Genomic DNA, 23,193 nt, shown 5'->3' on the forward strand with positions numbered 1-23,193 from the left:
TCCATTGTCATGAATAACAAAACTATAATTACTATAATCACCATAATTAGCCTCAGTACGTCAGCTTGTAAAAAGGATTTCCTCAATCTGGTACCGCAATCACAGCAAGTGGCTGAAACTACGGAAGACTATCGGCTGCTGCTGAATGATAAACGCTTTTTTGCATATGACTTTGCCGGAGGCTGGCAGGGACAGGTATTGATGGGCGACGATGTCGCGGCTGAAGGAACATTTTTCAGCAGAGCCATAGCCCCTTCACAGAAAGCTTTCAGATGGGACGATGATATTTTCCAATCTGGCGATATTGACTGGACGCAAGGCCTTTTTCTGGCCAACTTGTATACGTTGAACAAGGTGATCAACGAAGTAAGCGAATCTACCAAAGGCACTGCGCAGCAAAAAGCAACGGTCCTGGGCGAAGCTTATGCTACAAGAGCCTGGTTGTACTTCCAGTTTGTGAACTTCTTCGGTAAATCTTATACCAAAGCATCTGCAGGTACAGATCTGGCCTTCCCTATCATCAAAACAGCAGATGTGACTGTTCAGAAATTTACCCGCGCAACAGTGCAGGAAGTTTATGATTTCATTGAAGCTGATTTTAAAAGCGCTATTGCCAACTTACCCCTGACCAGCGAAAGTGCAATACACTTTAACCGATCGGCTGCCAAAGGTTTATTGGCCAAGGTTTACCTGTTTAGCGACCGCAATACGGAAGCCTTGCAATTGTTTAATGAGTCGCTGGCCGACAATGCAGCGGCTGCAATACCTGCAAGACTATACAATTATAATACTGAATTTGCCCCGGGCGGCAAGTTTGATCCGGTAACCAGCAGCGGTCCGTCTAATTCGCCTGGTATTAACTACCTCGATGTGACAGAGTCTATTGTAGCCAAATCATTTTACAACAGTTCCTACAGTGGTAACGGTTACGGTAATGATTTCATCGTGCTTTCTGAGAAGACGCATAACCTCTTTGACAAAGGTGATCTGAGGCTGAATTTTTATGCCGCACAGTTCCCTTACCAGGAGACCAATCCATCCGGCAGACTCTCCAAAATAGGTGTACAATATACCAAGTTCGGCCTGCAGCTTTCGGAACTTTACCTGCTGCGTGCGGAGTGTAAAGTTAGGCTCAATGACCTGAGCGGAGCGGTAGCAGACCTGATGATTTTACGCAATGCGAGAATGCCAGCGACTATTTCCGCGGTTCCAGCTACATCTGCCGGTTCACAGCGTGCATTGCTGAGTTTCATCTTTGATGAACGCGAACGTGAGTTTGCGGCAGAAGGTTACCGCTGGTTTGATATGCGCCGCGAAGCGGTGGATCCACTCCTCACGCCTAAAACCTATACGCATACGCTATATGATACGGATGGAGCGGCAACGACTTATACGTTGAGAAGAGAACGTTTAACGATGCGCCTGCCTTATCATATCATGATCTCTAATCCTGACATGCCTAATAACCCTTAATACAAATACACACAAAATGAAAACGACAACAACTATATTTTGCCTGGCATTTACGGCGATAGCCGGCCTGGCGAAGGCACAACATCCATTTACCATTGAAGGTCAGCTTAGTGCTGATAAACAAGGATTTATCACCCTCGATTATGATCAAAAAGGTGAATATGTACGTGATTCAGCGACCGTAACCAATGGAAAATTTAAATTCAGCGGTACTTTCGGGGATCCGGTTTATGCAACATTAGACCTGAATCCGGTACGAGGCTATGTTACTCCCGACAAGGTAAAGCCTGCCGAGCAGGCCAAATTTTTTATCGATGGAAAAATGACGGTAAAAAGCTCCGGAGGATTAAAAGAGGCATTGATCAGAGGCGGTAAAACACAGGCCGATTACCTGGTGCGTGATGCCTTCTACAAACCGCTGAATGCACAGCTGGCGGTTTTAAGTGAGGAGATGCGTCCTTTATATCAGGACAAGAATACGGAAGCGATGAAACCTGTACAGGCTAAAATAGGTGACCTGCTGAAACAGGCGCAGCAAATCGACAGTACCTTTATCCGTCAGCATCCCGACAGTTATGTTGCTTTTGACATCTGGAGAAGTAAACATACCAAAGGTTATGCGCGACCAGAATGGCGCACTGAGTTTGAGCGTTTCAGTAAGCGTATCAGAAATACAGAAGAAGGAAAACTGATGGCTGAAAAGCTTGCAAAAGCGGATTTGCTGAGCACTGGTAAAGTTGCTCCCGGTTTTAGCCTGAAAGATTTGAGTGGTAAAACAGTTTCCTTAGCAGATTTCAAAGGTAAAAATGTTTTACTGGTCTTCTGGAACCGCTGGTTTGTCCCTTTTGAAACATTCAGTTTATATATGCGCCGCACAGAAAAAAGACTAAAAGATAAAAATACAGTGATTGTAGGCATCAGTTATGATGATGATTCCACATGGCGCAGCGCAGCTGCTGCTGAGTTCCCCAATTGGATCAATCTCAACGCCATAGCGGAAAAAAGTTCGCGTAAGGATATGGGCACGACTGCAAAAGCATATGGTATCTATAGCGGAACGCATTTACCTTCTGCTTACTTTATTGGGCAGGATGGCAAATTTGCAACGGACCGTATCAATTTAAATGACAATGAACTGGGTTCAAAACTGGAAAAACTAATCAAATAAAAATGAAGAAAATAGCCCTGATTATCCTGCTGCACTTATCTGCAGCAGGATTATATGCACAGACCACAAGGATCCCGGACTTCCCGGATACAGGTGAAGAATTGAGCAGCTACCCGGCAGTAGAATGGTTGAAAGGCGGACCTATTACCACATTTGACCCCGACAAAACCTATATCGTTGAACTCTGGGCCACCTGGTGTGTTCCCTGTATTGCTGCGATGCCGCATATCGCTGAACTGAATGAAAAGTTTAAAGATAAAGGCGTGGTATTTATCGCACAGGATGTGATGGAATATGACCGCGAAAAAGTGGTGAATTTTGTAAAAGCCAAAGCTGAACTGGCGCATATCAATGTGGCTTTCGCAGGTGCGGAAGGCAATGAATTTGAACAGCGCTGGGTAAAGGGTGCAGGCGTAAATGGCATTCCGCAAACCTTTATTATCCAGGGCAATAAGCTGATGTGGCAAACTACGCCATATATGCTGAATGAGAAAGTACTGCAGCTTTTAGTAGACCATCAATTCACGATAGATGCGGCGAAAGCACTCGTCAGTAAAAAAGACTAAGCTGAGGTTGGGATAATTCATGAGTCGCCCGTAGCAGCAAGTTGCGGGCGACTTATTTATAGCTGACCAGGGCAAGCAGTTTATTTTTCAGGTCATGCAGCTGAAAGGGCTTAGCGAGATAGTCATCCATTCCGCATTCCTTCACCCTGGTTTGAATATCATCAGAAACCGAACCTGTAAGCGCAATAATATGGATCTTCGCTTTTTCTGTATCATTCAGCAGCCGGATTGCTTTTGTGGCTTCAACCCCGTCCATCACGGGCATATGCATATCCATCAGGATCAGGTCATAGTTCTCCCGCATCAGGGCATCAATTACCTGCTCCCCGTTTTCAACGATATCCGCTTCCATATTCCATTGTTTGAAAAGCTGACGCATAAAAAATATATTCATCACATTATCTTCTGCCACTAATACCTTCAGCTGACTCAAAGCCATAGGATCGTCTGTCTCAGTTTCGCTGTTTAGCTGTGCTGCGGGGGCTTCCTGCAGGGTCATATCAAAATAAAAACTACTCCCCTTTTCCGGAGCACTGTTCACCTTTATTTCGCTGCCAAACATACTGACCAGTTCTTTGACAATACTCAGTCCCAAACCTGTGCCCCCATATTTCCGGGCGGTGCTGCTCGATGCCTGAACGAAAGGTTCAAAGATTTTGTCCTGCTGGCTCTGGCTTAAACCTATTCCGGTATCCTTCACTGTTAGCCTGATGGTATAAGCGGCTGCATTGTGCGCCACCAAGCGCGCAGTAATCATCACTTCTCCCACTGCAGTAAATTTGATAGCATTACCCACAAGATTGTACATCACCTGGCTTAAACGCGTAGGATCGCCTAAAAATTCCTTTTTCCTGAGCTGTTCGTCCACTACCAGTACCAGTCCGACTGATTTCTCATTGGCAATACTCCTCATCCCACTGCTGATTCCATGCAGCAGTGTATCCAGGTTAAAGACCACGCTTTCCAGTTCCAGCTTACCGGATTCAAGTTTGTTGATATCCAGAATATTGCTGACCAGCGATAAGAGTCCTTCGGCCGAAAATTTCAGCCCCTGTAACTGTTCTTTTTGTGTTGGATTAGTATTGTTATTTGCCAGTAAAGTTGAAATGCCTATTACAGAATTTAAGGGTGTCCTGAGTTCGTGCGACATCATGGAGAGGAAGTTGCTTTTGGCCACAGCAGCTTCCGCAAGTTCATCATTGAGCATTTCCTTCTGCGCTATCGTAGAATACAGGACGCCGTGAAAATAATAATGGGAGAATAAGATAACCAGGAAATTGATCACAATGTAGAGGTCGTTCAGACCTTGCGGCAGTAACTGAAGACCAGTGAAACGGAAACTGATATAATGGCACAAGATCACTGCAGCCGACGCCAGCACCGTATAAATTGTCCCCCACTTTTTATTCAGACCATAAAATCCGGAGATAACTACCATGTAGATGGCCTGGCAGGTGACAATATCTGTACCTACCTGCTGATTAAATACCCGGTAATACACATGCATAATAGTCGCAATAATCGCATAGTGTATGCCCCATTTGATAATTTTCGGGAACCTGCGCAGCAGCACAATCATGAATAAAGAACTGATGATGAGACGGATTGCACGCATACTGCCGTCACCATGATGATTTGAGATGGCATCCCAAAGATAAATAAGCCCCTTAAATACATTGGCACCGAGCATCAGATAGAACAAATGTAACTGCGCCTTCTGGATTAATGTACCCGTAAAACGGGGGAAAGATGTACTTAATTTGCGGAAGGAGAAATTGGGCATTTGGTTAAATTAATAGCTATTCGTTATCCTGCAATCCGGGTAAAGATAAAGCTTTTTATAAAAGGATCAAATGCAGCTCAAAGCTGCTGCAAGCAATGGTTTATGAAAAAAACGATTTAGGATGACAGTCTTACGTAAATTCACGACATATCATAAATTCCTTTTACACTGCTATTGCGCAGCAATCTTAAAATCAATACCTTAACTACTGGTATTCAAATTGTGCAAATACCTGAAATTTATCCCGCAGCCATTTAATTTAGATATGCATTATACGCTACTTCAATATTTACTCCTGCTTTCCGCAGCATTCCTCCTGATCTTACTCGCACGCCGGTTAAAAATCGCCTATCCTATATTTCTGGTGCTGGCAGGACTGGTGATCAGTATTATCCCCGGAATGCCCGAAATTCATATAGAACCCGATCTGATCTTCCTGATTTTCCTGCCGCCATTATTGTATGAAGCTGCATGGTGGACCTCATGGAATGAGTTCTGGAAATGGAAACGTCCTATTTCACTGCTGGCATTCGGACTGGTGTTTTTCACCTCTACGGTGGTGGCCTATACCGTATCCAGTTTTATTCCGGGATTTACACTGGCCACCGGCTTTTTGCTGGGAGGGATTATTTCTCCGCCAGATGCGATTGCGGCAACGGCGGTATTAAAGAACATCCGTGTTCCCAAACGAATTATTACCATTCTTGAGGGGGAAAGCCTGGTTAATGATGCTTCCAGTTTAACCGTATTTCGTTTTGCCCTGGCGGCCATTGTAGCTGCAGGTGGTTTTTCATTCCGGGAAGCTTCCATCAGCTTTGTAACGGTAACCGTAATGGGGATCGTTGTCGGACTTGCTGTTGCGCATGTCATTTATTTGATTCATCGGTTTTTACCCACTACAGCGAGTATAGATTCCGCTTTCACCTTAATTTCTCCATACCTGATGTACCTGGCCGCAGAAGAATTTCACTTTTCTGGTGTAATGGCTGTGGTGAGCGGGGGACTGTTCCTTTCTTACCGCTCGCATGAGATTTTTGCGGACGGACAAAGCAGGCTGCAAACACTTAATGTCTGGTCTACCCTCTCCATTATCCTGAACGGACTGGTATTCGTGATGATTGGGCTCGAACTGCCCGCTATTGTGGCGGGACTGGAAGGTTATTCTCTTGCTGAAGCCTGGAAATACGGATTGCTGGTGAGCGCGCTGGTGATTGCCATCCGGATGATCTGGATTTACCCGGGTACCTTTATTCCGCGCTGGTTATTCAAAAGCGTACGTAAAAATGAGGCCCATCCGGGCTGGAAAGGTTCTTTTGTGATTGGCTGGGCCGGGATGCGCGGTGTGGTTTCCCTTGCTGCGGCACTGTCATTACCACTGACCCTGGATAACGGACAGCCGCTGCCGGAAAGGAACCTGATTATCTTTATCACCTTTGTGGTGATACTCGTGACGCTGGTGTTCCAGGGCCTGACTTTACCCTTCATCATCAAAGCGCTGAAGATCGGTGAAATTGATCCTATGGTACCTGAAGAACAGCAGGAAACAGAAATACGTTTACGTTTAACCAAAGTAGCACTGGAGCAGCTGGAGCAGAAACACCAGGCAGAGCTGGAACAAAATGCGCTGCTGCTGGGTGTGAAGGTAGATCTTGAAAACCACATTAAACACAATCACCTGAAACTGGATTGTATGGATTGTGCAGAGCGGGACCAAAAAGAACTACAGGTATACAAACGTGTGCTGAAAGACATTTACCGCGTACAGCGCGTAGAGTTATACCATTTACGCAAGGGAAAGGTCTATTCAGATGAATCTATCCGTAAGGAAGAAATGCAGGTGGATATTGCCGAGCTCAGAATATCTGGCGGGCAATAACCAGCACTTATTTTACAAATTCATATCTGATACCTAGTTTTTTAATTTTGGAGTAAAGGGTGGTAGCTGGAATATTCAGCAGTTCTGCCGCCCCGCCCTCACCAAATACTTTGCCTTTACAGATTTTTAAGATTTCCAGGATGTGCTCCCTTTCCATTTCTTCCATGGTACGGATACGGCTTCCTTCGGTAGTCTGCACTGGTCGTGAGGAAGGAATAACAGGAATCTCCATATAATCGATCACCCCATCCGTAGCCATCAGTAAACTGCGCTCAATCAAATGTTCCAGCTCGCGGATATTTCCCGCCCAGTCGTACTCCATCAGGGTCTGCATGGCCTCATCACTGATCACTGTGATCGCCCTGTTCGATTTTTTCACGAAACGGTCTAAAAAGTAATTCGCCAGCAAGGGAATATCTTCCTTCCTTTGTCTGAGTGCCGGAAGTTCTATCGGAAAAACGTTGAGCCTGTAATACAGATCAAGTCTGAAACGGCCTTCCGCCACTTCCTTCTCCAGTTTCCGGTTGGTGGCAGCGATGATCCGCACATTCACCTTTTTGGTATAATTACCGCCCAGACGTTCAATTTCTCTCTCCTGTAATACACGCAACAGTTTCACCTGGGCCTCCAGGGGCAGCTCACCGATCTCATCCAGGAAAATGGTACCGCCATCGGCTTGTTCAAACTTACCAATCCGTTTTTCTGTAGCTCCGGTAAAGGCACCACGCTCATGGCCAAAGAGCTCTGATTCGATCAGGTTAATCGGCAATGCCGCACAGTTCACAGTGATCATCGGTTTATTCTTACGCGGTGATAAAGTATGAATCGTCTGTGCAATCCGTTCTTTACCTGTTCCGCTTTCTCCCATAATGAGCACTGAGGTTTCATCCGGTGCCACAAGCGTAATCTTATTGAAGACGGCCTTTAACAGCGGACTCTGACCGATAATCCCATTGAAACTTTGTTGCTCTCCGGCTGCTGCCCGGGGTAAAACTGCAATTCGCCGGGGATGTACCTGCTTTACTTCAGGATCTTTTTTTAAAAGGATTGCGCTGATCAGTTGTTTAAGCGCGGCCTCATTCTTTTGCAGCAGATCCAGTTGTAGTTTATTGTAACTGTCCGGACCGGTACTTAAAAAGGTGAATTTAAACAGGTACCCATCATCTGAACGGAGATCGAAGCTTAAGGCAGACTGGTACTTATAATGGTCGCTCAAAGCCTTTAACCATAAACTGTCCATCTTTAAACGGCGAAAATCAAAGTTGTTATAAAACTGGTTTTTAAATTCTGCCGGTGATGATTTCCAGGAGGTATAATCCCTTTGTGAAACGCCCATCACTTCCAGCACCTCTTTGAGCGTTAACAGCTGGAAAATATTGACGCTGCTATTGATCAGATAGACCTGATCTGCCTCTACTGAGGTTTCGTTTGTGGCGATACTCAGACAATCGAATGGAATAATTCCCTGCAGGGCAGTTGCCACCTGTTTCAGCTTTTCTTCCCTGCTGTCTTCCTTTCCCGCAATTTGTGCGATCTGTTCGGGGAGGGATAATTCTTTTGGCTGATTGAACTTTTTGCTTTGTTTATGCCTGTACAAGGCAATATCCAGCATCACCAGCAAATCCTTTTCCCGGAAGGGCTTCACCAGGAAACCATAAGGCTGCGTAGCTTTTGCAGCTTCCAGAATCCCCTGGTTGGTATTGGCAGAAATATAGATGAAAGGTATGCCCATTTCAGTCAGCTGCCCCGCCAGGTCGATCCCCGTTTTAGTACCCTGCAGAAAAATATCCAGCAGAATCCAGTCGGGACTTTTAGTCTTAATCAGGTCCAGCGCCTTGGCCACGGATGGCGCAATACCACAAACTTTGTAACCCGCCTTCTGCAGCATGATCCTTAAATCATTTGCTACGATAAACTCATCTTCAACTATTAATATATTTTCTTCCATTTCTTCCTCCTGACACCTGGAATCATCCAGGCAAATACATTTTATAAGTTAGTAAACTCCACGACTTTGAAGGTGACACACACCCTGAGTCCATTTTTATTCTCCAGTTGAAAATCGCCATCCAGCTGCTGACTCAGTCCCTGCATCAGACTCATCCCCAGCGAACTGGTATTGTAGGGATCAAATCCTTCCGGCAATCCTTTTCCATTGTCAGCGATGCACAGCAGGTACTTTTCCTCTTCTATCTGCTCCAGGACAATATCAATCTGTCCCCTGTTATTTTCTGTGAAAGCATATTTAATTGAGTTACTGATCGCTTCATTCAGGATCAGTCCGAGGGGAACGGCCTGGGATACATCCAGTTTGACCGGACTGATATTGAGACGCATCACTGCACTTTTTTCCTGTTTGAAACTCTCGCCCAGGTATTCTACCAGCTCCCGGATATAAACCGACATGTCTATCGTAGCCATGTTGTCCGACTGATACAATTTTTGGTGGATGAGCGACATGGCATGCATCCTGTGCTGACTGTTCCTGATCGCATCCAGTGCGTACTGGTTATCCAGATAGGCCGACTGGGTATTGAGCAGGCTGATCACAATCTGCAGGTTATTTTTCACCCTGTGGTGAATTTCCTTCAGCAGCCATTCCTTTTCCCTCAATAAGGTTTGCAGGGAATCATTTAGTTGTCGCATTGACCCATTCGCCGCATTGATGCGCTCCTGCTGTGCTTTCAGCTGAATATTGGTGCGCTGTTTAAGCCGGTAGCGGTTATAACTCACCCCCAGCAGTAACAACAGCATCGCCAGACCGGCAAAAGCGACATGCCTGATCGTTTTTTCATGCAGCAGACTTACATGCTGGTACTGTGCCTGTTTGTTTAACAGTAATATTTTCTGTGCATTGAGCCGGATTTCTTCATCCTTTTTCTCCGTCTGGTAAGCTACCTGCAAATCTGCCAGCTGCGAAGCCTTTTTGGTATTCACCAGTGAATCCGTGATGACTTTCGACAACTGGAAATGCTGAATCGCCGTCTTAAAATCGCCCTTAAGCGAATCTACATGAAACCAGTCCAGGTAATTTCTCGCCAGCAGATCTACCTGGCTGTTTTTCCGGCAGGCCGTATCATTAAATTTCAGGTATTTGTCCGCCGCACCGAATTGTCTGGTAGCCGTTAAATACTTAATGATCGCATTGTAATTGGTAATCTGATGCGCATGAAATTCAGGGAGCTCAGCCGTTTGTTTCACCACCAGCTGGTAATAGCGTGCAGCCTGATCAAACTGACGGTTTTCAGTATAGGCCTGCAAATAGTATTTATTTATGAAATGCCTCCAGCCCAGGTTCGTATGCGGATAGCGGTTGCCTATTTTCCGCAGATAGCCAAGTGCTTCTGCCGGTTTGCCCTGTGCAATTTTAGACACCACCATATTGCCCAATACCTGCGCAACCATGGTAGAGTCATTTTGCTGCGCCTCATATTTACGCGCGATCGGTAAAGCTTTATTCAAAAAATACAATTGCGTATCATACCTCTTCAGCAGGCTGTTCAGCAAAGCCACATTATTATAAATACGAAAAGCCTTTAAAGAAACATCTTTGTATTTTTCGATGATCCTGACCGATTGCAGGGCATATTTTAAAGCTTCTGTATAGTTATCTTTCCCCAGATAAGCATATTCAAAACGCTCATACAGCCATTCCAGATCCATCTCTTTTTCGGGATAGTTCAGCGAATCGTATAATCTCCGGGCATCATTCAGCAGGTCAATCATCGTCTGATACTGTCCACCCATTAAATAGATATTGCCCAGCTTAATCAGTACTGCCGCTTTTGCCCGTCGATCACCCGTCTTATCATAGATAGCTATGGCATTTTTATAATAAGCAATTTTCCTGTCAGACATCTTTTCTTCGTCAGGAAGATTATCCCCCAGCTGTACGTATCCGCCAGCCAGCAGTTTATCAGACGGCTGACTACGGTAGCGGCTGATGACTTTCTCTGCGTATAAGTCTGACCCTTTCAGCTCATTTTTTGCATGCAGCATGGCGGCGCGCGACAGCCAGCTATGCGCCAGTCCTTCTCCAAATTTTACCGTTGTACTCAATTGTTCTGCCCTGCCGATGTACAGCGCGGCACTATCTATAAAAGCCGGTTGCGACTCAGCAAAGGACAAAAACTGATTCCCTAAATGCAACATGGCGGAGACCTTTGCCGTGTCTGCTACTGCGGTGCTCAAATTTTTCCTGCCCTGACGCAATTGAGCCTGTTCATTTGCTGTTTGAGAGAAAGCAGACGACAAGCCGCAAAATAGCAGGATCGTAGCTATGAGTTGTTTCATCTCCTTAATCATTCATGGTAAATAAAAACAGCAGCACTCCAGGTAAGATTACTCCGCTGAGGCCGACGAAGTTACCTGCCGCAGCGCCAGCTAAACAACCTGCAGTAAAACCGGCCAGTACCAAGAAGGCACCGTGGTTTTTAAGCTTTCTGGCCTGCGACCAAAAAGCGGGTACCAGGCTGTCGCCCATGAGCAATGCAGGGTTTGTATTATATTTTGCGGCGCTGATCATCCCCATGGCGACTACAACTAAAAAAGCGATAAAAAGGCATACGATCTGGCTCGTCAATATATCTGTCGCAGTCAGCACAGCCGAAAGTAAGCCACTTACGATCAGCATGATGCCACCAGCTTTAATCAGATCCGTTCCTCCTGACCTGGATTTGAATAGCTGTCTTGCACTCAGCAATGCACCAAGATAAACCGGAATGGATAAAAGCGATAAAAAACCTTTAAGAACACCATCATGCAGCATCTGATACGCAGAAAATATGACGTTGGCTAAAACATGCGCAGAGAAAAAACCTGACGTAAAAAATGTGATCGTATCACCATACCCTACCGTGAATGATAGTAATAAAAATGTCCACGTGCCTGGTTTAATTGGTATTCTCATGATATAAGCCCATATTGTCAACAACAATACCAGCACATAATACACTGTAAAACAACTGTTTAAACAAATAAACCCAACACTAAATTGATGATATATCGTCAATTTACGAATCCAGCGTAGTAAATATTAGATTTCAAGGGTTAAAGATTATTCCCTCCATCCTTAAAATGAGTTACCCCATGACAGAATGAAGCACTGAATTCGGAACATCTTTAAACTAAGACAATAAAAACCGGGGTTCTGCTCCTGCTTTTCCCCCGGAATCATTCAGAAAATTGCCCGGTCAGGTTTGAAAAAATAATAAATTAATCATATTTGTGACCATTAGCAATCCTGACAAATAATGATTTTATGAGCAACATATCCGAATCTGCCTTTTCCGATATTAACCTACCTGCAACAGCAAATCATGCGGCAGCACATCCTTCTGGCACTACCCTTAACAGCGCTATTCTGTTAAGGAGTCTTTTCGCTATATTTTTTAAAAAGCTCCATCCCCTGTTTTCTATAGACTGTGGCATAATCTTAATCTATGATGCGCAACGCAATGGCATCAAAGAAGCTTATATCTCTACCTATAACGGCGATACTGAACAAATTGATACGGAAATTATCAGTCAGCATGCTGAACTCAATACCATACAGAAAAGTATTGCGGAATTTTCTTACCCAGTAATAAAATCCATGGAAGAATGGATCGAAGAAGAAGAGATGAATCATTGTTTAGTGAACAATGAAACACAGTATAAATACCATTGTTATATCCCGCTGGAAATTGAGAATAACATTCTCGGTACGCTTGAACTGCATAATAACGAAAGAGAATTAAGCACCGAATGTTTAACCTTCTGCAATAGCATCGCAGATTTCCTTGCTGAGATTATCTGTTTACAGCAAACACATGCAGCGGAAAATGAGCTGATCATCACTGAGGCTGACAGCAAAGAGGCAAATGAGAGTGAAACCCCGGAATTTAATAACACGCCATTAGCAGCATTAAACGAAAAGCTGGGCAGCATTCAAGATATAGATACCCTCCGCGAATTTGTAAGCGCTGCGGCAATACTCTTCCCCAAGGCTTATGAAAAGATAAAATTTCAGCTGGATGAAATCTATGCCTATCAAACACAACTTGATGATGAGTCTCTACATCCCGGGGAAGCAAGTTTGCCAGCATCTGCTTACCCTGAAATTATAGGAGCCGGTGCGGGTATGCAAAAAGTGTTTGCACTGATGGACCAGGTAGCCGGATCGGAATCTACAGTGCTGATTCTTGGTGAAACCGGTACCGGGAAAGAGCTGATTGCGAAAGCCATTCACGAAAGGTCGGTAAGGAAAAATCATACGATGATCAATGTGAACTGTGCCGCTATTCCCGCAAACCTGATAGAGAGTGAATTGTTTGGGCATGAGAAGGGATCCTTTACAGGGGCGACCGACAGGCGGATCGGGAAGTTCGAACTGGCAGACCACAGCACTTTGTTCCTGGATGAAATCGGTGAATTACCACTGGACCTGCAGGTAAAACTACTGAGGGTTTTACAGGAAAAAGAAATAGAACGTGTAGGCGGTAAAACCCTGATCAAAACTGATGTCAGGATTATCTCGGCCACCAACCGCGATTTGTTAACTGAAGTGGAACAGGGACGTTTCAGGCGAGACCTTTATTACCGCCTGAATGTTTTTCCGATCCAGCTGCCTCCATTGCGGGAGCGGACAGAAGATATCCCCCTGCTGGCTTCCTTTTTCCTACATAAATATGGTGGTAAAAAGCTGACTGGTTTTACACGCCGTGCGATCAGGCAGATGCGGGATTACCAATGGCCCGGGAATGTGAGAGAGATGGAACACCTGATTGAAAGGCAGGTTTTGTTGAGTACAAAACCAGTGATCAGCGAAATCAATATCCCGGAGGTGGTTAAAACCATCATTGATAAAGAAGGTACAATACAAAAAATAAAAACTATCGACGAAAATGAGCGCGACCATATTTTTGCTGTGCTGCAGCTCTGCAAAGGCCGTATTTCAGGAAGCGACGGCGCTGCTAAATTACTCGGCGTCCCTCCTACCACGCTCAACTCAAAAATAAAAAGACTGGGCCTCAATAAAAAGCATTTTTAGGAATTCAGTTCACAGCAATTCGTAAAATCACGCTATAGCGTAAGCAGCGCAATTTTAAAAAAGCAAATAAATTGCTGATTTTCAGCATATTAACCAATGGCATGTTTGTAGATTACCTTTTGGCAGATAATCAAAAACATGAAAACAAATTCAACAATCAAAATGACAGCCGCTGCAGCAGTGGCTATTTTCCTATCAGCAGTTAATCCTTCAGTATCTGCTGCTCAAACTACACCTGTTAAAAATATTGTCATTGTACACGGTGCATTTGCAGATGCTTCGGGCTGGGAATCGGTTTACAAAATCCTCGTAAAAGATGGTTATAATGTAACACTGGTACAAAACCCGACCAGTTCATTAGCAGAAGATGTTGCCGCCACCAATTTTGCCCTGGAGCGTCAGAATGGTCCGGTAGTTTTAGTCGGCCACTCCTGGGGAGGTACAGTCATCACTGAAGCCGGAAATGCTGATAAGGTGAAAAGCCTGGTATACGTAGCCGCCTTCGTACCTGATGCTGGTGAATCTACGCTAGACCTGGTACAGACGGTAAAAGAACAACCTAAAGGAATTCTTGCTCCGGATGGCAAAGGTAATGTATACCTGGGCAAATCAACTTTCCAGGAGACTTTCGCCAACGGACAGACCAAGGAAAAATCAGATTTTATGTATGCTTCACAAATCCCGTTGACCGTGAAATCCTTCACCGATAAAATCACTGTACCTGCCTGGAAAAACAAACCAGTATATGCCGTGAAACCCTCTAACGATGAAACGATCAATATGGGTCTCGAAGATACCATGTACAAACGTGCCAACGCAAAAGTAACGCATATCACCGGCGGACACACCCTGTTTATGACTCAGCCAAAAGCAGTTGCAGCAGTAATTGAAGCAGCAGCCCAGGGAAAATAATATAACATGCATGCACAGCATGCTTCATCATACAATTCAAACAGAAAATCCCTGTCCAGACAACAAACCTGAGCAGGGATTTTTTGGGTTTAACAGCTGCAATAAACAGCTGGATTTTTTAAGTTATAACGCTCTTTGTTAATAGTTTTCATGGAGATAACGGTGCACAAATGTTACGGCCATAGCGCCTTCCCCAACTGCAGATGCTACTCTTTTTACAGAGTTATGCCTTACATCTCCCGCAGCAAAACAGCCCGGCACACTCGTTTCTAAAAATGCAGGCATAAAACTTTTGTCCCATTGCTGATCAAAAGGTGGTGCATAGAGATCGCCGCCCGTAACCAGGTATCCCAGTTCATCACGCACAATTGCCGTATCTTTTGCCCAGCTGGTATTCGGTTTTCCACCAATGCAGACAAAAACAAACTTTGTAGGATAAACGACTTCAGTTTGCGTAACTGAATTGGTAACGGTAATCTCTTCCAGCGCAGTATCTCCTCCAAGGGTTGTAATACGAGCGTTAAACAGTACTTCAATCTTTTTATTCTTTTCGATCCGGTCCAGCAGATAATAAGATAAGGATGCGGCCAGATCATTCCCCCTGATGATGAGTGTTACTTTCTCTGCATGTTTGCAGAAATTAAGGGCGGCTTGTCCGGCTGAATTGCCACCACCCACGACAAATACATGCTGGTTGGCACACAGGAGTGCCTCACTTGCGCCGGCACCGTAAAAAACACCTGCATTCAGGTATTTTTCTTCTTCAGGAATATCCAGTCTTGAATATTCTACCCCTGTAGCCGAGATATTTGCCCGCGCAATAATTTTGTTGCCATCATTAAAATCAACATGCAGTTTCCGGTCCGCAAACGCTGCATGGATACTTTTCCGGATCAGGAGTATGTCCACACCGAACTTAACCGCCTGCTGCCTTGCTCTTTCCGCGAGATCATTACCCGAAATACCTCCCGGGAAACCCAGATAGTTTTCGATCAGCGAACTTGTTCCCGCCTGTCCCCCTATAGCTTCACGCTCTACCAGTACTGTGCTCAATCCTTCCGAGGCGGCATATACGGCAGCACTTAAGCCTGCAGGTCCCCCGCCAAAAATTGATATATCATATTCCTTATGTTTCGGTTTGGTGACCCATCCCAGTTTACAGGCGATATCTGCGACAGTAGGATTAAATATAAATTTGCCATCAGGCAATTTAACTGCCGGCAAATCCTCTTCTTCCACCTGAAATTCAGGATATATTGTACGAAATGCAGTAATATCTAATACTGGTACCCATTCAAATGTAACCACGCTTCTTTTAAGAAAGTCCCTGATCACATAGGCATCCCTGGAATCGGGATGACCGAAAACCTTGATGACACTTAATGCCGTTTTATTATTTTCCATGTTTTCAATTTTGGATTGTCCTCTATATTTACCCGCCGACCAAAAATGTGATGCATTTGAACAGACCTTCATCCTATCTTAGCAGGGCATCATACGCTGTGATTTAACCTTCGTAATTTTCAATCGTATCACTATCCCTTGCTTCTGCCTGATTCGGATTCTCACCCGCATTGCGTAATGCCCTTCGCTGTCTTAATAAATCCCAGTACTGATCCAGTTCCAGTTTCATCTGGTGCAGTTTTTTCACTTCCTCATCTGACAGGTTTTCTTTCGACCAGAGTTTTTCTTCGTTTTCAGTTAAGCTTTTAATGTGATTTAAGATCTGATTGTCTTCCATAATCTATTTTTTTTAAAGAAACGCAAAACCAGTACCATCTGTTATTTATCTATAAATCAGTTAAATGCGCATAATTCAGTGTATTATACTGACGATATATCATCATTTTACGAGCTATGAAACAACAGGCTGATTTCCGGTTCCGGAATCCGCAGCCGGATTAAAAATGGGAACCATTATTCAATTTCAAAGTAAATCTCTTCACAAAATAACGAAATACCGTAATTGATAAAAGCTCATTAAATAACCAAAATACTGATTAACAGCCTCTTAATTAATTGCGCAGATTTTGTATCTCCATGAGCAGATAAAAATAAATCATATGTCAAAAAAGGTAGCAGAACAATTAGTTGATATGCTGGTGCAAGCAGGAATTAAAAGAATTTATGCAGTTACCGGTGATAGTTTAAACGAGCTGAACGATGCGGTCAGGAGAAATGACCAGATTCAATGGGTACATGTCCGGCATGAAGAGGCCGGTGCTTATGCAGCGGCAGCCGAAGCAGAACTGAATGGCCTGGCCTGTTGTGCCGGCAGCAGTGGTCCGGGTCACATACATTTAATCAATGGATTGTATGACGCACACCGTGCCGGAGTACCCGTATTGGCCATCGCCTCTACCTGTGCAACTGTAGAATTTGGAAGTGGTTATTTTCAGGAAACGAATGTGATTAAACTCTTTGATGATTGCAGCCATTATAATCAGATTGCCGCTACCCCGGCCCAACTTCCGCGTATGACACAGGCTGCTATTCAGCATGCCATACAACGCAAAGGCGTAGCCATTTTAGGTTTGCCGGGAGATGTGAGTGCGATGGATGCAGTAGAGAATATCTCTTCCAGTAAAAACTATTTCGCAAAAGCCCTGATCCGGCCCGCAGATGAAGATATTGCCGGGATGGCTAAGCTCATTAACCGCTATGAAAAGATAAGTATTTATTGCGGAATAGGTGCTGCAGAAGCACATGATGAAGTGGTGGAGCTTGCGGCCTTGCTGAAAGCCCCTGTAGGTTATTCTTTCCGTGGAAAAATGGGCATCCAATATGATAACCCTAATGAAGTGGGGATGACCGGATTACTGGGCTTACCTTCGGCCTATCACAGTATGCATGAGAGTGATCTGGTGATTTTGCTGGGTACAGATTTTCCTTATACGCCCTTTATGCCGACTGACAAAAAAATCATTCAGATAGACCTTCAGCCAGAAAGGTTAGGCAGAAGGGCAAAACTGGACATGGGTCTGCACGGGGATATCAAAACAACTTTAACTGCACTGCTGCCTTTACTGAATGCTAAAGATGACGATAGCTTTTTAAAGGCACAGTTGCACCTCTATAGCAAAGTAAAAGAACATCTCTATAGCTTTGTGAATCATAAAGGGAGTCGCCATGCCATACCACCCGAGGCTGTTGCTGCAACTTTGAATGAGCTGGCGACAAACGATGCAATTTTCACGGTAGATACGGGTATGTGTTGTGTATGGGGTGCCAGATATATACAAGCTACCGGTAAACGCCATATGCTTGGCTCCTTTAGCCACGGATCTATGGCCAATGCAATGCCCCACGCAATCGGCGCAGCCTTTGCCTGTCCTGATCGTCAGGTAGTTGCCATGTGCGGCGATGGCGGAATCTCTATGATGCTGGGCGATCTGGCCACTATCAAACAATACAAATTACCCATCAAAGTTATTGTGTTTAACAATCGTTCCCTCGGTATGGTCAAACTGGAGATGCAGGTAGGCGGATTACCGGATGCTGAAACTGATATGGAAAATCCGGATTTTACCATGATCGCCCAGGCTATGGGCATCAGGGGAATTACGATAGATCATCCTGACGATCTCGCAAGTGGTTTGAAAGCAGCTTTTGATCATGAGGGACCAGTTCTGGTAAATGTATTTACAGATCCTCATGCCTTGGCGATGCCGCCTAAGGTAGAATTCAAAATGATCAAAGGAATGGCATTATCAATGACCAGATTAATGCTGGGCGGGAATTTTGATGAAGTGCTGGAAACGGTGAAATCAAGTTACAAACATATGGGTGAACTGCTTGATTAAGCAAGCTTTTAAAAATCGTATTCCCACCACCACCCTCACAACAACAACAACAACAACAACAACAACAACAAAGTATACATTTTAAAAGGAAAACTGATGGCACTGAATAATTTCAAAGACGTACAAGCTTTTATTACCAATGTAATGGAAGAAAATAAAGTAGAAGGTGCACCGCCACCAAAATCACCCCACAAAGCATTCTGGCTCAGCATGAGTTATACGGATTTTACTACAGGTACCGTTCCGGGTGTTAAAGATCCGGCAACGGGCAATCCAATTCCCGTGCTTACTGTGGGTGACTCGGCTTCCAGTACTCTTATTATGGCTTTAAGCGGTCAGGGTCCATTATTTGATCCAAAAACCGGCGCTTTCGGCAGAATGCCTGCAAATAGTCGGGCCCAATTTACAGCAGCACAGATTAAAGAATTGGCCGACTGGATAGATGCCGGCTGCCCTGAATTTTAGCAATCCCCTTTAAACAAGAATTAAATATAATCCTAACCTTTTAGGTTTTATCCTAAGCTTTTAAAAATTATGGAAAATCCGATAGCAATTACCAAAGATCTGATTTATAAAGACGACCTGAAACTGGATCTCTACAGTGGCCAGAATACCAAAGGAGCAATAATTGATATCCATGGCGGCGGCTGGTTCCAAGATTTCGCCATGATCCCCAGTGCCAATATTAACCAGGGCGGGCGAAATGATCCCTTTTTAAGATGAATATATTTAATCCAAATAGCCCAACATTTACGATCTCCCATGAAAACAGAACAGAACAAGAATACACATGTACCTTTGATAAGAAAAGGCGTACAATTTAACATTCTGGCAGAAAGTCCATCAGAAACAGCAACTGCACTGCAGGTTGTCTGTTTTTTTGATTTTCAGAAAAACCAGCACTATGAAGGTGGCACGTATGCGGTGAATGAACATTTTGGTGGCGAAATTCATCAGCTACGCAAAGATGGTATTTTTTCGGGCGCAAGGCTTGAAACACTTCTGCTTAACCCATCCTCAAACCAGATCCCTGCGCATCAGTTATTGCTGATCGGGATGGGAGATCCTGCTGAGCTTGATCTTGATCTATTTAAAATTTTAGGCTATACCGCTGTTATGGAAGCTATTAAAATCGGGGTGAAAGATTTTTGTTTTGCGCCCAGTCTGAAGGATGCGGGAATTGCGATGTCTTTTGGCAAAACTGATGTTTCAAAAACACTCGCTCAGGGTATGTTTAAGGCATTGGATGCTGCAGCTGTGTTGTCTGCGAAAAAATTGATCAGGCCAGTAGCGCTGACTGAGATTAACCTTCTTGCTGGTCAGGCTCAGTCAGCCAACGCCTATAAAGGTCTGCAACTGGCATTCGATTGATCAAATGATCTAGTTGGTAGTATTATTCCGCAATCTGCTGAAGGATATCGCTGACTTCTTTAGGATGAGAAAGAGAAGGTGTATGCCCTGCATCCAGCGTATACACATTAGTAATGCCTGCAGCAGCAATCATTTGTTTCTGCAGGTCATTTCCAATACCATGATCCTGTAAGGTCTCAATATAATATTTAGCTACGCTGCCGAATTTCGCTTCCGTTAAAGCTACGGGATCTCCGAAAGGTGCTCCCGGTTCGGTTCTGTAATTGTCCAGAATCATTTGTTTTACGCTATCTGAACCGTCCTGACAGAATATATTCGTGATGTCTTCTTTGACAATATCGAACGCTGACTGATCTTCCGATACGATTAAAGAAGCACCCAATTGAGATTGCTGATCAAGCAGCGAAAGTGAATAAGCCGACTGTCCATCCGCAGGCACATATGCAGCTTCATAAACCAGCTTATCGATCAGGTCAGGAATATGTTCTGCAACGCCGGAAATAATTATTCCCGCCATGCTATGTCCCGCCAGGATTACTTTGCTGCCAATTGCTGTAATTGCCGCGCTTACATAGCTGATATAAGACTCCATACGTAGGCTTTTGTGATCGGTAGTATCATCACCATGTCCCGGTAGCTGAATCAGGTGCACTTCATGTCCTGCTGCTGAGAGGTTATCTTTCACGGTCTGCCATGCATAGGGTGCAGACCATGCACCATGTAAAAGAACAAATGTTTTTTGTGAGGCACTATTATTTGTGTTCATTATTTATGATTTATGTAAGATTGGTTGGGCTTATTATTTTGTTTTCAGCAGGTATTTATGTGTGCCTGATAAAACCAGCTCTCCATTTTGGTTATGGATTCTTGCTGCAGTTTCCACGATGCCCGTAGCTCCCTGAGGGGTTAAAGAGATAATTTCCAGCTCTGAGTACAACGTATCACCTGCATTTACTTCTTTTAAAAATTTACAGGAGAGTTCAGTAAAAGCAATAAATACTTCACCGATCACATGCGGAAACATTGTTGCACCCGGAGCGGTGAATGCCAATACCTGCAGACCATGAACTACCGGAGCTTTATGTCCGTGTTTTTGGGCCCAGACATTGTCATAATGCACAGGGTGGTTATCACATGATACAGTTTGAAACGCTGCCGAATGGGCATCCGTTAATGTGCGGCTTGGCGCACGGAAAATTTCACCGATCTCCAGTTCTTCAAAAGAACGGGCCGGTACGATCAGAAAATCATTCGGGTTAAATGTTACTGCGGTGTTTTCGGTATTTGAGTTGCTTTCCATAATTTGTTTTTTTAGCAGTAACATCCAAAAAAACAACCAACTCACAGAACGCTAACAATCAAGAAATTAACCACAACACATCTCCATTAAGATCACGAAATAACGTCAATTTATGATCAATTGCCTGATGCAGGCCTATTCATCTTCAATTGATCTTCCATAATGCTGATGAAGATTTATTTCGTAATCTTCCGGCAAAGGGCGCGACGCATCATACTCAGGACTATTTTTAATTGCCCCTGTGGGCAGATCGAGGTATACCGTTGCCATTTTCCAGTCTATTTTATTTATCCATCGTGGCGAAATAATTACTTTTTTTCCCGGTATCCAATTTCCGGTATCCACAATAAGATAATTGATTTTCCAGGTACTGTCATCTATGATAAAATCATACACCTCCCCTATTGCATCATCCGTTGCATGGATATGATTTCCCATTACTTCACTGGTACTGCGCAAATGCGGGTCGCCATCTTCGTTTTCAATTGAATGCTCAGCCTTAATACTTTCTTCGAAGGAGCCTGCAGCTTCCATCATACCAGTCATCCCGATGCCGCCATAGAGACCGGTGCCAGCTCCTGCATTGTATGGCCAGCCATAATAGTTATATAACTCATTTTCGTGCTGACGGGAAACAGGTTTTTCCGTATCAATATCCGGACTGTTTTTTATCTGTTCTTTGGTAAGATGAGCAGGAAAGCTTTTATTTTCCCAATCTGCTGCCTGCAATGCAGCCGGAGAGATCAGTACCTTACGTCCGGACAGCCAGCCACCGGTTTTCACAATCAGATATCGAATTGTCCATGTTGCATCGTCGAAATAAAAATCCGTGACTTCACCAATTTCCCCATCCACAGCGCCCATAGTAAAGCCCGTTAAACTTTTCACATTACGTTTCATAATTCTTCATTTTTTGGTTAAAAAATTATTAATTAATACCGATCACACGTATAGCTATCGTGCTTAGCATTAACAGGATAACACCTCATTTTCAGGAAATGTTTGTTTCGCGTTACTGACCAGGATGAAAAAGGATACAGATGGATTTAAAACATCCCTATGCAAGCCATTATTTTCCATCTTTAGCAAAACATTTATGCATATAGCAGGTTGATGCTTTGATAGTATATCATTTGATAAATCATATCAACCCATACTCATTATGAAAAATTCAACACACATTGCCCTGCTTGGGATAGCTGCATTAACGCTTCAATCCTGTTTCAGTACAAGGTCTGACACGCGCAGCTCTCAAGGTACAGCCACATTTGGTGCTAATGCCCCCGCTACCGGAAACCGGACAAGCAGATCGCCCGGAAATACCTTTAGCAGTGATGGCAACGGAACTGCTGTTAGTGCTACATCCGGTGCCCGTACTGTTACAGAAGCTGCAGGGGCAATGGGTACTGCAAATACCACCGGGGATGCCGGAAATGAAAGTTCAGCAGTCAGCACCTCTTCGGAAGAAGCAGCGCGTTTTATCCAGCGGGCAACGGTTAGTGGCCTATCGGAAGTCTCCTTAAGTGAATTAGCTTTGAAAAATGCACAAAGCAGTGCAGTAAAAGAATTTGCAGCCATGATGGTGAAGGATCATGGAGCGGCAAATACTGACTTAAAAGCTTTAGCTCAAACTAAGAAAATTACTATTCAGAATGGTGGTGAAATAAAACCGGAACAACTCAGTACATCCTCTCCTGAAAAGTTTGACCAGAACTATGTGAAGCTGATGATAAAAAATCACGCTAGTGCCGTAAGTCTTTTCGAAAATGGATCGAGATTGTCTGATCCTCAGGTTAAAGCTTATGCAATTAAGTACCTTCCTGCTTTAAAAATGCATTTACAGAAAGCTAAAGCATTGGGTAAGACGATCAAATAATAAACAGGCATGAAATAAAAAGAGCTGCCACCGGG

At 44.2% G+C, this 23,193-nt stretch carries 20 protein-coding genes; 11 read left to right on the top strand and 9 right to left on the bottom strand.

What is annotated here, in order from left to right; translation table 11 throughout:
- The first annotated feature begins 9 nt into the window (after positions 1-9).
- From OQX62_RS09950 to OQX62_RS09960, 3 genes are read left to right on the top strand one after another with little or no spacing between them, the layout of a single operon-like run.
- Positions 10-1,473, top strand: a complete 1,464-nt coding sequence (locus OQX62_RS09950) for a RagB/SusD family nutrient uptake outer membrane protein (protein WP_265831342.1) — start codon at positions 10-12, stop codon at positions 1,471-1,473.
- Positions 1,474-1,489: 16 nt separating this feature from the next.
- Positions 1,490-2,641 (top strand): redoxin domain-containing protein, encoded by a 1,152-nt coding sequence (locus OQX62_RS09955; RefSeq protein ID WP_265831343.1) that lies wholly within the window; start codon positions 1,490-1,492, stop codon positions 2,639-2,641.
- Positions 2,642-2,643: 2 nt separating this feature from the next.
- Complete coding sequence (locus OQX62_RS09960; protein WP_265831344.1) at positions 2,644-3,207, top strand: TlpA disulfide reductase family protein; 564 nt, start codon at positions 2,644-2,646, stop codon at positions 3,205-3,207.
- Positions 3,208-3,259: 52 nt separating this feature from the next.
- Here the strand turns inward: OQX62_RS09960 and OQX62_RS09965 are convergent, their stop codons facing one another.
- Positions 3,260-4,990 (bottom strand): ATP-binding protein, encoded by a 1,731-nt coding sequence (locus OQX62_RS09965; RefSeq protein WP_265831345.1) that lies wholly within the window; start codon positions 4,988-4,990, stop codon positions 3,260-3,262.
- A gap of 265 nt (positions 4,991-5,255) precedes the next feature.
- Here OQX62_RS09965 and OQX62_RS09970 point away from each other — a divergent pair, with 265 nt between their 5' ends.
- Positions 5,256-6,866, top strand: coding sequence for a Na+/H+ antiporter (locus OQX62_RS09970; protein ID WP_265831346.1), 1,611 nt, complete (start codon positions 5,256-5,258; stop codon positions 6,864-6,866).
- Between the two features lie 7 nt (positions 6,867-6,873).
- Here the strand turns inward: OQX62_RS09970 and OQX62_RS09975 are convergent, their stop codons facing one another.
- From OQX62_RS09975 to OQX62_RS09985, 3 genes are read right to left on the bottom strand one after another with little or no spacing between them, the layout of a single operon-like run.
- The gene (locus OQX62_RS09975) at positions 6,874-8,814 is read right to left on the bottom strand and encodes a sigma 54-interacting response regulator (RefSeq protein WP_265831347.1); all 1,941 of its coding nucleotides are present in this window, start codon (positions 8,812-8,814) and stop codon (positions 6,874-6,876) included.
- A 41-nt stretch (positions 8,815-8,855) separates the two neighbouring features.
- Positions 8,856-11,159, bottom strand: a complete 2,304-nt coding sequence (locus OQX62_RS09980; RefSeq protein ID WP_265831348.1) for a sensor histidine kinase — start codon at positions 11,157-11,159, stop codon at positions 8,856-8,858.
- Positions 11,160-11,163: 4 nt separating this feature from the next.
- Positions 11,164-11,775 (bottom strand): DUF1275 family protein, encoded by a 612-nt coding sequence (locus tag OQX62_RS09985; protein WP_265831349.1) that lies wholly within the window; start codon positions 11,773-11,775, stop codon positions 11,164-11,166.
- A gap of 351 nt (positions 11,776-12,126) precedes the next feature.
- On the opposite strand from OQX62_RS09985, the gene OQX62_RS09990 reads away from it, so the two are divergent.
- Entirely contained in the window at positions 12,127-13,896 is a 1,770-nt protein-coding gene (locus OQX62_RS09990; protein ID WP_265831350.1) for a sigma-54 interaction domain-containing protein, read from the top strand.
- A gap of 138 nt (positions 13,897-14,034) precedes the next feature.
- Positions 14,035-14,808 carry an alpha/beta hydrolase gene (locus OQX62_RS09995; protein ID WP_265831351.1) on the top strand — a complete coding sequence of 258 codons (774 nt, stop codon included), beginning with the start codon at positions 14,035-14,037 and terminating at the stop codon, positions 14,806-14,808.
- Between the two features lie 138 nt (positions 14,809-14,946).
- Here the strand turns inward: OQX62_RS09995 and OQX62_RS10000 are convergent, their stop codons facing one another.
- Together OQX62_RS10000 and OQX62_RS10005 are read right to left on the bottom strand one after the other, a co-directional pair.
- Positions 14,947-16,212 (bottom strand): NAD(P)/FAD-dependent oxidoreductase, encoded by a 1,266-nt coding sequence (locus OQX62_RS10000; protein WP_265831352.1) that lies wholly within the window; start codon positions 16,210-16,212, stop codon positions 14,947-14,949.
- Positions 16,213-16,315: 103 nt separating this feature from the next.
- Positions 16,316-16,549: a DUF2630 family protein gene (locus OQX62_RS10005; protein ID WP_265831353.1), complete on the bottom strand. Its 234-nt coding sequence runs from the start codon at positions 16,547-16,549 to the stop codon at positions 16,316-16,318.
- 322 nt (positions 16,550-16,871) lie between these two features.
- Here OQX62_RS10005 and OQX62_RS10010 point away from each other — a divergent pair, with 322 nt between their 5' ends.
- The 4 genes from OQX62_RS10010 to OQX62_RS10025 all read left to right on the top strand — a co-directional run bounded on the left by OQX62_RS10010 (position 16,872) and on the right by OQX62_RS10025 (position 19,982).
- Positions 16,872-18,611, top strand: coding sequence for a thiamine pyrophosphate-dependent enzyme (locus OQX62_RS10010; RefSeq protein ID WP_265831355.1), 1,740 nt, complete (start codon positions 16,872-16,874; stop codon positions 18,609-18,611).
- A 96-nt stretch (positions 18,612-18,707) separates the two neighbouring features.
- Positions 18,708-19,076, top strand: a complete 369-nt coding sequence (locus tag OQX62_RS10015; protein ID WP_265831356.1) for a hypothetical protein — start codon at positions 18,708-18,710, stop codon at positions 19,074-19,076.
- A 69-nt stretch (positions 19,077-19,145) separates the two neighbouring features.
- The gene (locus OQX62_RS10020) at positions 19,146-19,334 is read left to right on the top strand and encodes a hypothetical protein (protein ID WP_265831357.1); all 189 of its coding nucleotides are present in this window, start codon (positions 19,146-19,148) and stop codon (positions 19,332-19,334) included.
- Positions 19,335-19,373: 39 nt separating this feature from the next.
- Positions 19,374-19,982: a M17 family peptidase N-terminal domain-containing protein gene (locus tag OQX62_RS10025; protein WP_265831358.1), complete on the top strand. Its 609-nt coding sequence runs from the start codon at positions 19,374-19,376 to the stop codon at positions 19,980-19,982.
- Positions 19,983-20,004: 22 nt separating this feature from the next.
- On the opposite strand, the gene OQX62_RS10030 is transcribed toward OQX62_RS10025, so the two are convergent.
- From OQX62_RS10030 to OQX62_RS10040, 3 genes are all read right to left on the bottom strand, one after another.
- Positions 20,005-20,748, bottom strand: a complete 744-nt coding sequence (locus OQX62_RS10030) for an alpha/beta hydrolase (RefSeq protein WP_265831359.1) — start codon at positions 20,746-20,748, stop codon at positions 20,005-20,007.
- A gap of 33 nt (positions 20,749-20,781) precedes the next feature.
- The gene (locus OQX62_RS10035; protein ID WP_265831360.1) at positions 20,782-21,282 is read right to left on the bottom strand and encodes a MaoC family dehydratase; all 501 of its coding nucleotides are present in this window, start codon (positions 21,280-21,282) and stop codon (positions 20,782-20,784) included.
- 135 nt (positions 21,283-21,417) lie between these two features.
- A complete protein-coding gene (locus tag OQX62_RS10040) occupies positions 21,418-22,182 on the bottom strand; it encodes a PRC-barrel domain-containing protein (RefSeq protein WP_265831361.1) in 765 nt (254 codons plus the stop codon).
- Between the two features lie 262 nt (positions 22,183-22,444).
- On the opposite strand from OQX62_RS10040, the gene OQX62_RS10045 reads away from it, so the two are divergent.
- Complete coding sequence (locus OQX62_RS10045) at positions 22,445-23,158, top strand: DUF4142 domain-containing protein (RefSeq protein ID WP_265831362.1); 714 nt, start codon at positions 22,445-22,447, stop codon at positions 23,156-23,158.
- The last annotated feature ends 35 nt before the right edge of the window (positions 23,159-23,193 follow it).

It is taken from the genome of Pedobacter sp. MR2016-24, assembly GCF_026239655.1.
Taxonomy (GTDB): Bacteria; Bacteroidota; Bacteroidia; order Sphingobacteriales; family Sphingobacteriaceae; genus Pedobacter.

Bases quoted from the DNA above. Each gene is read 5' to 3' on its own strand.
- OQX62_RS09950 (WP_265831342.1), top strand. From the start codon at position 10: ATGAATAACAAAACTATAATTACTATAATCACCATAATTAGCCTCAGT.
- OQX62_RS09955 (WP_265831343.1), top strand. From the start codon at position 1,490: ATGAAAACGACAACAACTATATTTTGCCTGGCATTTACGGCGATAGCC.
- OQX62_RS09960 (WP_265831344.1), top strand. From the start codon at position 2,644: ATGAAGAAAATAGCCCTGATTATCCTGCTGCACTTATCTGCAGCAGGA.
- OQX62_RS09965 (WP_265831345.1), bottom strand. From the start codon at position 4,990: ATGCCCAATTTCTCCTTCCGCAAATTAAGTACATCTTTCCCCCGTTTT.
- OQX62_RS09970 (WP_265831346.1), top strand. From the start codon at position 5,256: ATGCATTATACGCTACTTCAATATTTACTCCTGCTTTCCGCAGCATTC.
- OQX62_RS09975 (WP_265831347.1), bottom strand. From the start codon at position 8,814: ATGGAAGAAAATATATTAATAGTTGAAGATGAGTTTATCGTAGCAAAT.
- OQX62_RS09980 (WP_265831348.1), bottom strand. From the start codon at position 11,159: ATGAAACAACTCATAGCTACGATCCTGCTATTTTGCGGCTTGTCGTCT.
- OQX62_RS09985 (WP_265831349.1), bottom strand. From the start codon at position 11,775: ATGAGAATACCAATTAAACCAGGCACGTGGACATTTTTATTACTATCA.
- OQX62_RS09990 (WP_265831350.1), top strand. From the start codon at position 12,127: ATGAGCAACATATCCGAATCTGCCTTTTCCGATATTAACCTACCTGCA.
- OQX62_RS09995 (WP_265831351.1), top strand. From the start codon at position 14,035: ATGAAAACAAATTCAACAATCAAAATGACAGCCGCTGCAGCAGTGGCT.
- OQX62_RS10000 (WP_265831352.1), bottom strand. From the start codon at position 16,212: ATGGAAAATAATAAAACGGCATTAAGTGTCATCAAGGTTTTCGGTCAT.
- OQX62_RS10005 (WP_265831353.1), bottom strand. From the start codon at position 16,549: ATGGAAGACAATCAGATCTTAAATCACATTAAAAGCTTAACTGAAAAC.
- OQX62_RS10010 (WP_265831355.1), top strand. From the start codon at position 16,872: ATGTCAAAAAAGGTAGCAGAACAATTAGTTGATATGCTGGTGCAAGCA.
- OQX62_RS10015 (WP_265831356.1), top strand. From the start codon at position 18,708: ATGGCACTGAATAATTTCAAAGACGTACAAGCTTTTATTACCAATGTA.
- OQX62_RS10020 (WP_265831357.1), top strand. From the start codon at position 19,146: ATGGAAAATCCGATAGCAATTACCAAAGATCTGATTTATAAAGACGAC.
- OQX62_RS10025 (WP_265831358.1), top strand. From the start codon at position 19,374: ATGAAAACAGAACAGAACAAGAATACACATGTACCTTTGATAAGAAAA.
- OQX62_RS10030 (WP_265831359.1), bottom strand. From the start codon at position 20,748: ATGAACACAAATAATAGTGCCTCACAAAAAACATTTGTTCTTTTACAT.
- OQX62_RS10035 (WP_265831360.1), bottom strand. From the start codon at position 21,282: ATGGAAAGCAACTCAAATACCGAAAACACCGCAGTAACATTTAACCCG.
- OQX62_RS10040 (WP_265831361.1), bottom strand. From the start codon at position 22,182: ATGAAACGTAATGTGAAAAGTTTAACGGGCTTTACTATGGGCGCTGTG.
- OQX62_RS10045 (WP_265831362.1), top strand. From the start codon at position 22,445: ATGAAAAATTCAACACACATTGCCCTGCTTGGGATAGCTGCATTAACG.